At 51.3% G+C, this 12,744-nt stretch carries 15 protein-coding genes; 14 read left to right on the forward strand and 1 reads right to left on the reverse strand.

Going from position 1 to position 12,744, the window contains the following annotated elements; all coding sequences use genetic code 11:
* Position 1 precedes the first annotated feature (1 nt).
* The 14 genes from K6958_RS05120 (at position 2) to K6958_RS05185 (ending at position 11,180) form a co-directional block, all read left to right on the forward strand.
* Positions 2 to 190 carry a DUF2635 domain-containing protein gene (locus K6958_RS05120; RefSeq protein WP_249893647.1) on the forward strand — a complete coding sequence of 63 codons (189 nt, stop codon included), beginning with the start codon at positions 2 to 4 and terminating at the stop codon, positions 188 to 190.
* Complete coding sequence (locus tag K6958_RS05125) at positions 190 to 1,686, forward strand: phage tail sheath subtilisin-like domain-containing protein (RefSeq protein ID WP_249893648.1); 1,497 nt, start codon at positions 190 to 192, stop codon at positions 1,684 to 1,686. The genes K6958_RS05120 and K6958_RS05125 overlap by 1 nt, the downstream gene beginning before the upstream one ends.
* Complete coding sequence (locus K6958_RS05130) at positions 1,686 to 2,042, forward strand: phage tail tube protein (RefSeq protein ID WP_033755991.1); 357 nt, start codon at positions 1,686 to 1,688, stop codon at positions 2,040 to 2,042. The genes K6958_RS05125 and K6958_RS05130 overlap by 1 nt, the downstream gene beginning before the upstream one ends.
* Entirely contained in the window at positions 2,039 to 2,344 is a 306-nt protein-coding gene (locus K6958_RS05135) for a phage tail assembly protein (RefSeq protein ID WP_249893649.1), read from the forward strand. The genes K6958_RS05130 and K6958_RS05135 overlap by 4 nt, the downstream gene beginning before the upstream one ends.
* 102 nt (positions 2,345 to 2,446) lie before the next feature.
* Positions 2,447 to 4,345, forward strand: coding sequence for a phage tail tape measure protein (locus tag K6958_RS05140; protein WP_249893650.1), 1,899 nt, complete (start codon positions 2,447 to 2,449; stop codon positions 4,343 to 4,345).
* Positions 4,346 to 4,406: 61 nt separating this feature from the next.
* A complete protein-coding gene (locus tag K6958_RS05145) occupies positions 4,407 to 4,934 on the forward strand; it encodes a hypothetical protein (RefSeq protein ID WP_249893651.1) in 528 nt (175 codons plus the stop codon).
* Positions 4,935 to 4,988: 54 nt separating this feature from the next.
* Entirely contained in the window at positions 4,989 to 6,335 is a 1,347-nt protein-coding gene (locus tag K6958_RS05150; RefSeq protein WP_249893652.1) for a DNA circularization protein, read from the forward strand.
* Entirely contained in the window at positions 6,332 to 7,402 is a 1,071-nt protein-coding gene (locus K6958_RS05155; protein ID WP_249893653.1) for a phage baseplate assembly protein, read from the forward strand. The genes K6958_RS05150 and K6958_RS05155 overlap by 4 nt, the downstream gene beginning before the upstream one ends.
* Positions 7,402 to 7,941 carry a phage baseplate assembly protein V gene (locus K6958_RS05160; RefSeq protein ID WP_249893654.1) on the forward strand — a complete coding sequence of 180 codons (540 nt, stop codon included), beginning with the start codon at positions 7,402 to 7,404 and terminating at the stop codon, positions 7,939 to 7,941. The genes K6958_RS05155 and K6958_RS05160 overlap by 1 nt, the downstream gene beginning before the upstream one ends.
* A complete protein-coding gene (locus K6958_RS05165) occupies positions 7,938 to 8,351 on the forward strand; it encodes a phage GP46 family protein (protein ID WP_249893655.1) in 414 nt (137 codons plus the stop codon). The genes K6958_RS05160 and K6958_RS05165 overlap by 4 nt, the downstream gene beginning before the upstream one ends.
* Positions 8,344 to 9,411: a baseplate J/gp47 family protein gene (locus K6958_RS05170; protein WP_249893656.1), complete on the forward strand. Its 1,068-nt coding sequence runs from the start codon at positions 8,344 to 8,346 to the stop codon at positions 9,409 to 9,411. The genes K6958_RS05165 and K6958_RS05170 overlap by 8 nt, the downstream gene beginning before the upstream one ends.
* Positions 9,402 to 9,983 carry a YmfQ family protein gene (locus K6958_RS05175; RefSeq protein WP_249893657.1) on the forward strand — a complete coding sequence of 194 codons (582 nt, stop codon included), beginning with the start codon at positions 9,402 to 9,404 and terminating at the stop codon, positions 9,981 to 9,983. Before K6958_RS05170 ends, K6958_RS05175 begins: the two co-directional genes overlap by 10 nt.
* 2 nt (positions 9,984 to 9,985) lie before the next feature.
* Positions 9,986 to 10,753 carry a gp53-like domain-containing protein gene (locus K6958_RS05180; RefSeq protein WP_249893658.1) on the forward strand — a complete coding sequence of 256 codons (768 nt, stop codon included), beginning with the start codon at positions 9,986 to 9,988 and terminating at the stop codon, positions 10,751 to 10,753.
* A gap of 7 nt (positions 10,754 to 10,760) precedes the next feature.
* Positions 10,761 to 11,180: a tail fiber assembly protein gene (locus K6958_RS05185; RefSeq protein ID WP_249893659.1), complete on the forward strand. Its 420-nt coding sequence runs from the start codon at positions 10,761 to 10,763 to the stop codon at positions 11,178 to 11,180.
* Between the two features lie 19 nt (positions 11,181 to 11,199).
* Here the strand turns inward: K6958_RS05185 and K6958_RS05190 are convergent, their stop codons facing one another.
* Positions 11,200 to 12,183 carry an acyltransferase family protein gene (locus tag K6958_RS05190; RefSeq protein ID WP_249893660.1) on the reverse strand — a complete coding sequence of 328 codons (984 nt, stop codon included), beginning with the start codon at positions 12,181 to 12,183 and terminating at the stop codon, positions 11,200 to 11,202.
* Positions 12,184 to 12,744 lie beyond the last annotated feature (561 nt).

Genomic DNA, 12,744 nt, shown 5'->3' on the forward strand with positions numbered 1-12,744 from the left:
CATGCTAATCAAACCCAAACGCGGGCGGTCAGTTCCTGACCCTGTCCGGGGCGGTCTGCTGCCTTCAGAAGGCCGGAACGTCGAAGAAAGCACCTACTGGCTCCGCCGCCTTGCGGCCGGGGATATTGAAAAAGTTCTCCCGGCGGAGAAAAAAGCCGGTACGGACACCAAGAAACAAGGCGGTGAATAATGTCAGTCTCTTTTCCGACTATTCCTTCTAACTTGCGGGTGCCGCTTTTCTGGGCCGAAATGGACAACAGCGAAGCAAATACCACTCAGGACAGCGGTCCGGCGCTCCTGATTGGCCTGGCTAACACCGGCAGCTCAATTCCTACAAACCAGCTCACTATCATGCCGTCAGCCTCGCTGGCAGGCAAAGTTACGGGCCGGGGCAGCCAGCTTGCCCGCATGGTTGCGAAGTATCGCGCCATCGACCCGTTTGGCGAGCTGTGGGTGATTGCTGTTGACGAGCCGGAAGGCGAAGCCGCAACTGCCACCGTGACCATCACCGGCACTGCGCAGGCATCCGGCACGCTGAGCCTGTATGTCAGCTCAACACGCGTCCAGGCTGCTGTGGTAACCGGAGACGCACCGGAGGCTGTGGCCTCAACCTTAGCCGCTGCCATTAATGCGAATGCAGATCTGCCGGTAACGGCAACTGCCGCCGCCGGCGCCGTGACCCTGACCGCACGACACAAAGGGCTTACCGGCAATGATATCCCGCTGATGATGAATTATTACGGCACCGTGGGCGGAGAGACCATGCCGGATGGCGTGAGCGTGGCAATCACAGCTATGTCGGGCGGGACCGGTGCGCCTGACCTGTCAGACACCGTTGCCGCGATGGGTGATGAGCCGTTCGACTTTATTGGCTCGCCTTTCAGCGACTCAGCGTCACTGGCTACCCTTGCGCTGGAGATGAACGATTCTTCGGGGCGCTGGAGTTACGCACGTCAGCTTTACGGCCACGTTTACACCGCGAAGATCGGCACGCTGTCCGATCTGGTGTCATTCGGCGACACGATGAATAACCAGCACATCACCGTAGCCGGCTATGAAACTGGCGTTCAGACATCAGCGGATGAGCTTGTAGCGCTGCGCACGGCCCGTAATGCGGTGTTTATCCGCAACGACCCGGCGCGCCCGACGCAGACCGGTGAACTGACCGGCGCATTACCCGCACCGGCAGGCAGCCGCTTTACGCTGACCGAGCAGCAGTCACTGCTGATGCATGGCATTGCCACGGCCTATGCCGAAGGCGGTACGCTGCGCATTCAGCGCGATATCACCACTTATAAACAGAATGCCTACGGCGTGGCCGATAACAGCTACCTGGACAGCGAGACTCTGCATACCAGTGCATATGTTATCCGTCAGCTGAAAAGCATCATCACCAGTAAATATCCGCGTCACAAGCTGGCAAATGACGGCACCCGTTTTGGTTCCGGTCAGGCCATCGTGACGCCGGCCGTGCTGAAAGGTGAGATGTGTGCGAGTTACCGCACCATGGAGCGGGCGGGTATCGTAGAGAACTTTGACCTGTTCAAAAAGTACCTGGTTGTGGAGCGTAATGCTTCCGACCCAAACCGCGTGGATGTGCTCTTCCCGCCTGACTACGTCAACCAGCTGCGCGTCTTTGCGCTGCTTAACCAGTTCCGTCTGCAGTACGCCGAGGAGAGCGAATAATGGCTAAGATTGCGGGTACCTGTTATTTCAAAATTGACGGTCTGCAGCTTTCGCTGACCGGTGGCATTGAGGTGCCGATGAACACGCGGGTTAATGATGACGTTATTGGTCTGGATGGCTCGGTGGATCGCAAAGAAACTCACCGGGCGCCCTACACCAAAGGCACCCTGAAAGTGCCGAAAGATTTCCCGGTCGATAAAATCACTAACTCTGACAACATGACTATCACCTCTGAACTGGCTAACGGTCAGGTTTACGTATTGTCAGAAGCGTGGCTTTTCGGTGAGGCCAACCACAACGCCGAAGAGGGCACGGTTGATGTTGAATTCCACGGCTCAGAAGGATTCTACCAGTGAGTGAACTGCAACTTTCAAAACCCATCCAGGCGCATGGCGAGACTGTTCATGTGCTGGAGCTGCGTGAACCATCATTTGATGAAATCGAGCAGATTGGCTTTCCGTTCACTATTGGCAACGAAGGCAATATCAAAATCGATAGCTCGGTGTCGCTTCGTTATATTCCTGTACTGGCAGGCATTCCGCGTTCGTCAGCCAGTCAGATGGCAAAGATTGACATCTTCAAAGCGTCAATGACCATCCTGGGTTTTTTTACCGGCTCGGGAGCGGCCGCAATCTCCGCCGGCGACTCTACAACGTAGCCCACTTCTGGCGGATAAACCCTCTCGAACTAAAGCGGTCAGCTCTTTCTGATTTTCTGGAGCTTGAAGAGGAAGCAGTGAGAATAAGCGAGGAAACGAAGAATGGCTGACAGCTTTCAGTTAAAGGCCATTATTACGGCCGTTGATCAGCTTACCGGGCCTATGAAAGGCATGCAGCGGCAGTTGAAGGGTTTCCAGAAGGAGTTCTCTTCACTGGCTGTTGGTGCTACGGCTGCTGGCGCATCCATTCTGAGTGCGTTAGCCGTACCGGTGAATCAGGCCATTAAGTTTGAGTCAACGATGGCTGACATCCGCAAGGTGGTCGATGGTCTTGATAATGCTGATGCTTTTCGCAAGATGAGCGATGATGTTATCAATCTCTCCACCAAGTTGCCTATAACTGCTGATGGCATCGGACAGATTGTGGCAGCAGCAGGACAGGCGGGAATTGCACGTGGTGAACTGATTCGCTTTGCAGAAGATGCAGCTAAAATGGGCATCGCGTTTGACCAGACGGCGGAAGAGTCTGGTCAGATGATGGCTCAATGGCGCACTGCTTTTAAACTTACTCAAACCGATGTGGTGAGCCTTGCCGATAAAGTTAACTACCTCGGAAATACGGGGCCGGCCAGCGCGGCAAAAATCTCAGATATCGTAACAAAGGTAGGGTCACTGGCTGCTGTTGCGCATGTTTCAACAGGAGATTTGGCAGCGATCGGTGCGACCATATCAGGGATGGGCGTTGAGGCAGACGTTGCGGGTACAGGCATTCAGAATCTCATGCTGGCCCTTTCAAATGCCTCAAGCACAAATGCTAAAGCAGTCCTTAAAGCTATTGGCATGACTTCAAAAGAAACAGCCGAAGGCATGGTGAAGGACTCCCAAGGAACCATACTAAAGGTGCTGGATGGCTTGAGAAAGTTACCTCAGCCTAAGCAGGCTAAAGGGCTGGAGTGGCTATTTGGGCGCGAATCAATAAAGGCCATTGCGCCATTGTTGAACAATACAGATCTTCTGCGAGCAAACTTTCGCAAGGTTGCTGATGCGCAACAGTATGCTGGTTCGATGCAAAAAGAGTATGACTCCCGCGCGAAGACTACTGAAAATCACCTTGTTCTGATGAAAAACGGGTTCAACGCCGTTGCGATCACTATAGGTAATGTTCTGCTGCCTGAGGTAGACAAAGCTGTAATGGCTTTAATTCCCTACATCAAGCAGGCAGAAGAGTTCATAAAACAAAATCCTGATCTCGTCAGGTCGGCGGTTAAATTTGCAGCCTCTTTGGTCGGCATTGGTATTGCAGTTGCTGGAATCTCACGCGCTTTCCGTATTCTAAATGCCGTAATCAACCTTTCACCAGCCAAGCTTGCTATTACAGCGCTAGCTGCTGGTGCAATGCTTATTATTAATAACTGGGATCAGGTTGGGCCAGTTATAAAACAGGTATGGGTAGAAGTAGATAGAGTTGCTCAGGCGATGGGCGGCTGGCAAACAGTAATTGAAGGTGTTGGCATAGTAATGGCTGGGTCATTCGCTATCAAAACGATAGGGTCCCTTCAGCAAGCAGTTACTCTTGCCGGCTCGTTGTCAGCTCTGTTAGGTAAAATAGGCCGCCTTGGCGCCATGACCATCACGATTGGTATAGCAATTTCACTTCTGAAGCAATTGCAGGACCTGGAAAAGCAGGCGTCATCCGAAGGTGTGAGCAAAGGCGAGTTTCTGGTTAACCGAATGCAATCTCAGGAGAGGGAGCGGGGTTATAACGGATTTATTCCAAGGTTACGTGAGATTCTGGGAATGGATAACCCAATTCCAGATGGAAGATATACGCCTCAGGTTGGGCTTGAAAAGCCGATATCTGCATCCAGACAACAGTCAGGAGAGTTGAAAGTAAGTTTTGATAATGCTCCGCCGGGAATGCGCGTTGCTGCTCCGGCTGGGAGCGCTACTCCCTGGCTGAGTTATGATGTTGGCTATAGTCGCTTTAGTAATAAAAACTAAAGTTATTCATTGTAGTGCCGAGTATGATATGGACATTAACTCAAATTCATAAGGAAATACCATGAAACCTAACCTCTTAGCTAGCGTCATTCTTGGAGGGGCGTTAATACTTTCTGCTGTAATTGTTGCAGGAGGGATAACGGTAAAAGATGAGAACGTATTACAAGTAGTGGACGGTAGCGTGAAGCTTGGCAATATCTTCAGTGAAGATGATTTGGTTTCAGCCAAATTAATTTTCAATGACGCTCATCAAGATCAGGTATTATTCGAAAACATTGGTCCGGCAGAAGCTGAGAATCGCTTACAGGAAAAAATTAAGGAGTTTTCCGAAGAGATTAACTTCAACCAGAAGGATGAAGCGAAAAAGATGGCACCGGAACACTTGTCAATAAAGGTTCCCGCTACGTTAGTACTGACGGCATCAGTTAAGTATCGCTCAGAATATCAACCTTCGTTCACTTTAAACTTGACGAAAAAAAATGTTCCTTTGCCAGCCAACTCAAATATGCTGGAAACAATAAAGCCTGCAGTTTCTGATTTTATTAAGAGTCAAAAAAATAAATTTGATTCATCGCATTTCTTGAAATAACCGAACCCCATTTTAACCCGCCTCGGCGGGTTTTTTTATGCCGGGAGAAAACCCATGAGCTGGAAAGACAATCTGCAGGATGCCTCGCTGCGGGGCGTCCCGTTCAAGGTAGAAGAAGATGAGGCCACCTTTGGCCGCCGGGTGCAGGTTCATGAGTACCCAAACCGCGATAAGCCATGGGCGGAAGACTTAGGGCGCGCCACTCGCCGCTTCAGTGTCCAGGCCTATCTGATCGGGGATGATTTCTTTGAGCAGCGCAACAGGCTGATTGAAGCCATCGAAAAGCCGGGATCATGTACGCTGGTTCATCCGTATTACGGAGAAATGACGGTAACGGTTGACGATGCTGTGCGTGTCAGCCATTCAGTCAGTGAAGGACGCATGTGCCGCGTCAGCTTCAGCTTCATCGAAGCCGGCGAATTATCTTTTCCCACAGCCGGGCTGGCAACCGGCCAAAAACTTACCTCTTCAGTTTCATTCCTGGACGACGTCATTTCATCGGCATTCGGTGCCTTTGGCATGGACGGCCTGCCTGATTTCCTGCAGGACGGCGTACTTGATGAGGCAACAGGCATGTTCAATACCGTGACCAGTGCATTCCAGTATGTTGATTCTGGCATCAGCGCCGCCTCCCGGCTGATGCAGGGTGACATCTCTGTATTACTCAGCCCGCCATCAAGCGGAATGAACTTCGTAAACCGGCTTCAGACCATGTGGCGTGCAGGTTCACGCCTGTCAGGGAATGCATCAGACCTCATGGCGATGATTAAGGGTTTTACGGGCGTTACGGTAGATCGCGGTCTGGCACCTCGTGGGGTATGGAAGACCGACAGCAAAACGACACAGTCGCAGACGACCCAGCGTAATTACGTTGCGCAGGCCGTGAGAACCACCGCTATTAGTGAAGCAGCCTACACAGTCACGAGACTTCCACAGCCGGTTGCGCAAAGCGTCACACGACAGCAGGACCCGCAGCAGCCTGTCAGGGTAACGCACCCGGCGGTCAGTGATATTCAGCCTGATACCGGCGCGGACAGTACCAGCGCGTCTGCAGGCGTTACCAGCTCTATCGAAACCGGCAGAGTTGTGTCATGGGACGAACTGGCAGAAGTGCGAGATGTTCTGAACGAAGCCATCGACACGGAGATGGAGCGTGTTACGGACGACAATCTTTATCAGGCGCTGGTAAAGGTACGCACAGATGTGAACCAGGACATCTCAGCACGGCTTGAACAGATTGAGCGGCTCACTGAAAAGACGCCGGCGCAGGTAACGCCAGCTCTCGTTCTGGCGGCTGACTGGTATGACTCTGCCTCACGGGCATCTGAGATAACGGCCCGTAACGGCATCCGACATCCCGGATTTGTTCCGGTCAAAACTCTGAAGGTGCCGGCACGATGAACAACATTGTAATTCTCCGGGTCAATGGTCAGGAGTGGGGCGGCTGGACATCGGTTCGCATTGCGGCTGGCATTGAACGCATTGCCCGCGACTTCACCGTTGAAATTACCCGAAGCTGGCCGGGCGATAATGACCAGGCTGCGCGAAGTAACCGTATCAAAAACGGTGATCTGGTTGAGGTGCTTATTGGCACCGATAAGGTACTGACGGGATACATTGAAGCTACGCCGGTTCGTTACGACGCGCGAAGCATCAGCGTTGGCATTTCCGGGCGCAGCAAAACGGCCGACCTTATCGACTGTGCTGCAAAGCCATCTCAGTATGCCGGGCGAACACTTTCACAGGTTGCCACAGAGCTGGCAAAGCCATTCAGTATCAAGGTGGTTGATGCAGGCGGCGCGTCGGGAGCGCTGCAGGGCATTCAGGCAGACCAGGGCGAAACGGTCATGGATGTGCTGAATAAGATGCTCGGGCTTCAGCAGGCGCTGGCGTATGACAACGAGCAGGGCGATCTGGTTATCGGCGGCATCGGCAGCCGGCAGGCTCACACCGCGCTGGTGCTGGGTGAAAACGTTCTTTCCTGTGATACCGAGAAAAGCATTCGTGACCGCTTCAGTGATTATCAGGTTTCAGGGCAGCGCACCGGCAATGATGATGATTTCGGCGAGGCAACCACCACGGCGATACGGGCGAAAACCATAGATGGCGGCGTGGCGCGGTACCGGCCAATGATTATCCATCAGACCGGCAACGCCACCACGGCAACCTGCAGTGAGCGTGGAGAGTTTGAAATGCGCCAGCGCGCCGCCCGAACCGATGAGGCGACATACACCGTTCAGGGATGGCGTCAGGGTGATGGCTCTTTATGGCGCCCGAATCTGCAGGTTATTGTCTTTGATCCCATCCTTGGTTTTAACAACCGGCAGATGGTCATTGCCGAGGTCACCTATCAGCAGAATGAAAACGGTACTGTCACTGAAATCCGTGTCGGTCCGCCAGATGCCTATCTGCCTGAGCCGGCGAAGCCCGGCAAACGGAAGAAGGAAAAACAGGAGGAGGAATTCTGATGCCTGGACCTATTCATAACCTGAACCGCAGCATATCAAACCTGCTGGCACGTGCCGTGGTGCGCGGACTCAATACTGCTACCCGATGCCAGATGCTGCAGATAGAAATGGCCGGTGGCGAAGGAAAAAGCGACATTGAACACATGGAGCCTTACGGTTTTACCGCTGCTCCCATTGCCGGCGCTGAGGCGGTGGCCGCTTACTTTGATGGTGATCGCTCTCACGGCGTGGTACTCGTGGTTTCTGACCGGCGCTACCGGATTAAAGAGCTCGTCTCCGGTGAAGTGGCTGTTTATGACGATCTCGGACAGTCAGTAACCCTGACCCGCAGCGGCATTGTGGTGAACGGGGCCGGTAAACCTATCACCTTCACGAATGCACCAAAGGCCCGGTTTGAAATGGATATTGAGGCGACCGGGGAAATCAAAGATAAGTGCGACTCCGGCGGGCTAACGATGTCAGCAATGCGAGTGGCATACAACGGTCACACCCATAAAGAGAACGGCGATGCGCCGACGCAGAAAATGGGGGGATTATGATCATTGTGATTAACGGTGTGCAGCGTGATGTGACGTGGCCAATCGATCCGCTGACCCGCGCCGTGATTATTTCTCTGTTTTCATGGCGCCGGGCTGAGCCGGACGACACGCCAGAGCAGGAAAATGGCTGGTGGGGTGACAGCTTCCCGACCGTACAAAATGACCGTATCGGTTCCCGTCTTTATCTTCTCAGTCGCCAGAAACTTACCAACAAAACGCCGCTTAAAGCCCGTGAGTACATCAGCCAGGCATTGCAGTGGCTGGTGGATGATGGCGTGGCGGTGCGCGTAGACGTGAAGTCAGAACGAACAGGCATTAACACACTAAGCGCTTCGGTGGTGATCAGTCAGAAAGATGGCAACCGGACGGCATACTCATTTGACGATTTATGGAGTGAACTTAATGGCTGACAGTGGATTTACCCGCCCGACACTCCCTCAGTTGATTACCACTATCCGCACAGATTTGATTACCCGCTTTGGCGCCGATACCGCTCTGGCAGCGCTGCGGCGTAATGATGCTGAAGTTTACGCCCGGGTGCAGGCCGCTGCCGTGCATACCGTTTATGGCTACATCGATTATCTGGCCCGTAATCTGCTGCCTGATCTGGCTGATGAGAACTGGCTGGCCCGGCATGCCAATATGAAGCGTTGCCCGCGCAAGGAAGCAACTTATGCAGCGGGTTACGTGCGCTGGGAGGTAACAATCCCGGGGATTGTCGTTCCGGCGGGTGTGACCGTTCAGCGTGACGATCTGGTTTCCTTCACCACAACCGCAGCAGCAACCTCTGCGGGGGGCGTGCTGCGCGTACCGGTTGTCTGTGACGTTGCCGGAAGCGCCGGGAATACTGATGATGGCCTGACTATGCGTCTGGCCAGCCCGATCACCGGCCTGACCTCGGCGGGGCTGGCTGACACTATCGAGGGGGGCGCAGAGACTGAAGATTTGGAAGCCTGGCGAGCCCGTATTATTGAACGCTGGTACTGGACACCGCAGGGCGGGGCAGATGGCGATTATGAAGTCTGGGCCAAAGAGGTACCCGGCGTCACCCGCGCCTGGACATACCGGCACTGGATGGGCGCCGGAACAGTCGGCGTCATGGTGGCAAACAGCGATCTGATTAACCCCATTCCTGATGATGCGACAGTGGCCGCAGTGCAGGCTCATGTCGAGCCTCTGGCGCCGGTTGCCGGAGCGGATATTTATGTCTTTGCACCTGTTCCTCATGTCGTTGATTTCCGTATTCGACTGACCCCCGATACTGAGGAAATCCGTTATGCCGTGGTTGCTGAACTCAGGGCAATGATGCTGCGCGACGGAGTGCCGGAAGGCACGCTGAAACCTTCACGTATCAGTGAGGCAATCAGTATTGCAACAGGCGAATACAGCCATGAACTGCTCAGCCCCACCACTGAGGTGAAAATTGAAAAGGCTGAGATAGGGGTGGTGGGAGATATTGCATGGACCTGACAGCACAATATCAGCAGATGCTGGCTGCTCTGCTTCCCCGCGGGCCCGCCTGGGATAAAGACGATCCACTGCTGAAGGGGCTGGCTCAGTCTCTTCAGCGGGTGCATGCGCGCGCTGATGTTCTGATGAATGAGGCAGATGCCAGAACCGTAACGGAGTTAATTGATCGTTATGAAGCCCTGACCGGACTGCCTGACAGCTGCGTACCAGCCGGAACCCAGACCCTGGCGGAACGGCGTCAGCGGCTCGATGCAAAAATCAACCTGGCCGGTGGCATTAACGAGACATTTTATTACGCCCAGCTGGCGGCGCTGGGATATCCGGACGCAACAATCACCCGCTACGGAAAAAGCCAGTACCGCTGCACGTCGCGCTGTACGGATTCCGGATTCAGCGACGAATGGCGTTACTTCTGGCAGGTCAATATCCCGGCCTCAGCTCAGGTCAGTAGTATGGTCTGTACGGACTACTGTACTTCTTCTCTGCGTTCCTGGGGAGATACGGTTCTTGAGTGCGTCATGATGAAGCTTGCCCCCTCACATACCTATGTCACTTTTCTTTATCTGGAGTAATTATGCATCGCATTGATACACCCACCGCCCAGCCGGATAAATTCGGCCCGGGTAAAAATGGCTTTACCGGCGGTAATCCGCAAACCGGCCAACTCCCTACGGCGCTTGATCAGGATTTCTTTGATGCGCTGCAGGAAGAAATTGCGCGTGTTGTTGAGGGGGCCGGGTTAGAACTGGATAAACAGGATCATGGTCAGATGTTAATTGCACTTGGCATGTTGTTTGCCGAAAAAGATGCAACAATAACCGCATTATCTGGGCTGGCAACAGCGGCCAACAAGCTCCCTTATTTCACAGGTAATGATAAGGCAGACGTGACGGATTTAACCGTGATCGGCAGAAGTATTCTCGGTCAAGATACTAAAGATGGCGTTCTCTCATACCTCGGTTTGGGAGACGCATCTAAGCGAGGCGTTGGGTCAGGCGCTAACCAAATTCCTGACATGTCTTCTTTCTCATCACTTCTGAGCGAAACCGGCTACCAAAAATTACCAGGCGGGCTAATTATACAGTGGGGGCTAACGGGCGCTAGTAACGCATCAACCGGTATCGCTACAGCAACATTTCCAATAACATTCCCTACCGCTTGTTTGAATGTGTCCTTGACAGAACAAACAACAGTAACCGGCACAACTCCTCATTCTGGAGTCAATTGCTGGGGATTAAATACTACTTTAACTACTTCTGGTTTCACTGCTACGTGCGCTGCAAAGCTAAGCAACGCAGCCGCTGCATCTGAGGCTGCTAGATTTATTGCAATAGGATACTGAGGTCAATATGTCATATTTCTTTTCACCAGACAAAAACGCTTTTTACGACAGTGAATTAAAAAGTGCTTATGATGCTACCAATTCTTGGCCTGAAGATGCAATTGAGGTTAGTGACGATATATTTCAGACATATATCGCTGCCCCGCCCGAAGGAAAGGTGAGGGGTAGCATTGAGGGTGAGCCGGGATGGGTTGATGTTCCGCCTCTGACATCTGAAGAGAACGTAACGGCAGCAGCCAACAAAAAAAGCATTCTGATAAGCGATGCGTCGGCGATTATTGCGCCGCTACAAGACGCCGTTGACTTAGACATGGCTACAGATAGTGAGAAAGAAAGCCTTGCGGTATGGAAGAAATATCGAGTACTTCTTAATCGCGTTGATACTTCTAGTGCGCCGGAAATTGATTGGCCGACATTGCCATCGTGAGTAAACCAGAGAGAGCCCGCTAGGGCTTTCTCATAAATGGGTACTCTATAAATCTGAATGTGAAAGACGTCAGTAATGAAACCAAGAGACAGTAGCCTGCCACTAAACTTAATACACCATAGCCCGGCAAAGGAATACCCTTAAGGAAACAAGAGGCAATGCTGTTGAATAAGTATATAATCATCAAGTGGAATAGATAAATGCCATAGCTTATCTCACCCGCATAAACCAAACCTTTAAGCTTCAAAATCTGCGGCTTGGCTAAGATAATGCTAATGAAAAGCAGGGTTGTTGTTAATGCTCTAAAGACCCCGTACTTGTCTATCTCATGCGAGAATGAACTCAAAATAATAAAAGCAGACAGCAAATAAAAAACAGGCTTCATCCAAAATGAAATTTTTTCTGAATTATATCTTTCTAGGAATGCAGCCAAGCCGCCAGAAAGGAAGAATACCCATATATTAAAGTTGTCGGAGGCGCTAAGTGAAATATAGATGGCTGCGCTTAAAATTATAAAGATTAAAGAGGATTTCTTGGTTGATATAAATGCGGCAATCATAGGGATTGCTATATAGAATTTCCACTCGTAAGACAGGGTCCATAGGATTGGTGTTATATAGCCTGAATTATAATTACCTATGCTGAATGTTGTACCCATAAAACCAAATGTCAGGAGCTTTGCAGCTGAGGTGATGGCCTGAGAGTTAACAGAACTAACCCCAGCTACGCTCATACCTATAACAAACACGCAAATGCAGAAAGCAAAATAAAGCGGTGCGAGCCTTTTTATTCTTGATAAGTAGAAGGCTTGCCAGTCAATTGTTAAGCCATCTTTCAATATTTTCTTGAAAAACAAAAAGCCAGTAATGCAAAAAAATAACTGGACACCTAAAGCCCCAAAGTTACCTATATAAAAATAATCAGCTTTGGTTACTTCATTATTTATAAACCCAATATCTCGGAATCTCCAAGAGTGGCTACAAACTACTAGAATAGCAGCCAACCCTCTTAATCCATCAATGTAATCGTACCGATGATTAATTTTTGATAAGTGAGGCAGAATGTTTGCTTTATGCAAGAGGCTGCAATATATGAATATTGAAAAAAGAATCATCGGAGATATTAGATAAGAGAAATCCATTGTATATATCAAAATCCTGTCGTATTGGTGACTGAATCTTAACATTAAGTAAGATAAAGACAAGTCAACTGTGTGTTTTGAAAAAGCCGGCGGCGATTGAAGGCAAGTCGAACTGAGCCATGCATGTTGAGGGTTGGTAAGGCAAAGGTTAGTGATACTGGAAAAGGTTATGCTGTAAGCGTTGTCTTCTTGTATCTGCTGGCCTGAAAAATCATACTGCAGCGAAGTTTTCGAAATCTGATGGACGAACAGTGAACACATTTCTCAAAATTATTATTCGTTTTGCGGGGTTAGTGTCGGCAGTAGTGCTGTTAGCTATGGCGACAGGCAGCATCGCTAACGATGACAACACGATTTTGGTCAGCGTGATTGGCGTAGGCTTATGGGTATGGCTCGAAGTTGACGAGAGAAAGAAGAAAAGGG

The organism is Mixta hanseatica (assembly GCF_023517775.1).
GTDB lineage: Bacteria > Pseudomonadota > Gammaproteobacteria > Enterobacterales > Enterobacteriaceae > Mixta > Mixta hanseatica.

Coding starts and splice junctions, on each gene's coding strand:
- K6958_RS05120 (WP_249893647.1), top strand. CDS start 2: ATGCTAATCAAACCCAAACGCGGGCGGTCAGTTCCTGACCCTGTCCGG.
- K6958_RS05125 (WP_249893648.1), top strand. CDS start 190: ATGTCAGTCTCTTTTCCGACTATTCCTTCTAACTTGCGGGTGCCGCTT.
- K6958_RS05130 (WP_033755991.1), top strand. CDS start 1,686: ATGGCTAAGATTGCGGGTACCTGTTATTTCAAAATTGACGGTCTGCAG.
- K6958_RS05140 (WP_249893650.1), top strand. CDS start 2,447: ATGGCTGACAGCTTTCAGTTAAAGGCCATTATTACGGCCGTTGATCAG.
- K6958_RS05145 (WP_249893651.1), top strand. CDS start 4,407: ATGAAACCTAACCTCTTAGCTAGCGTCATTCTTGGAGGGGCGTTAATA.
- K6958_RS05150 (WP_249893652.1), top strand. CDS start 4,989: ATGAGCTGGAAAGACAATCTGCAGGATGCCTCGCTGCGGGGCGTCCCG.
- K6958_RS05155 (WP_249893653.1), top strand. CDS start 6,332: ATGAACAACATTGTAATTCTCCGGGTCAATGGTCAGGAGTGGGGCGGC.
- K6958_RS05160 (WP_249893654.1), top strand. CDS start 7,402: ATGCCTGGACCTATTCATAACCTGAACCGCAGCATATCAAACCTGCTG.
- K6958_RS05165 (WP_249893655.1), top strand. CDS start 7,938: ATGATCATTGTGATTAACGGTGTGCAGCGTGATGTGACGTGGCCAATC.
- K6958_RS05170 (WP_249893656.1), top strand. CDS start 8,344: ATGGCTGACAGTGGATTTACCCGCCCGACACTCCCTCAGTTGATTACC.
- K6958_RS05175 (WP_249893657.1), top strand. CDS start 9,402: ATGGACCTGACAGCACAATATCAGCAGATGCTGGCTGCTCTGCTTCCC.
- K6958_RS05180 (WP_249893658.1), top strand. CDS start 9,986: ATGCATCGCATTGATACACCCACCGCCCAGCCGGATAAATTCGGCCCG.
- K6958_RS05185 (WP_249893659.1), top strand. CDS start 10,761: ATGTCATATTTCTTTTCACCAGACAAAAACGCTTTTTACGACAGTGAA.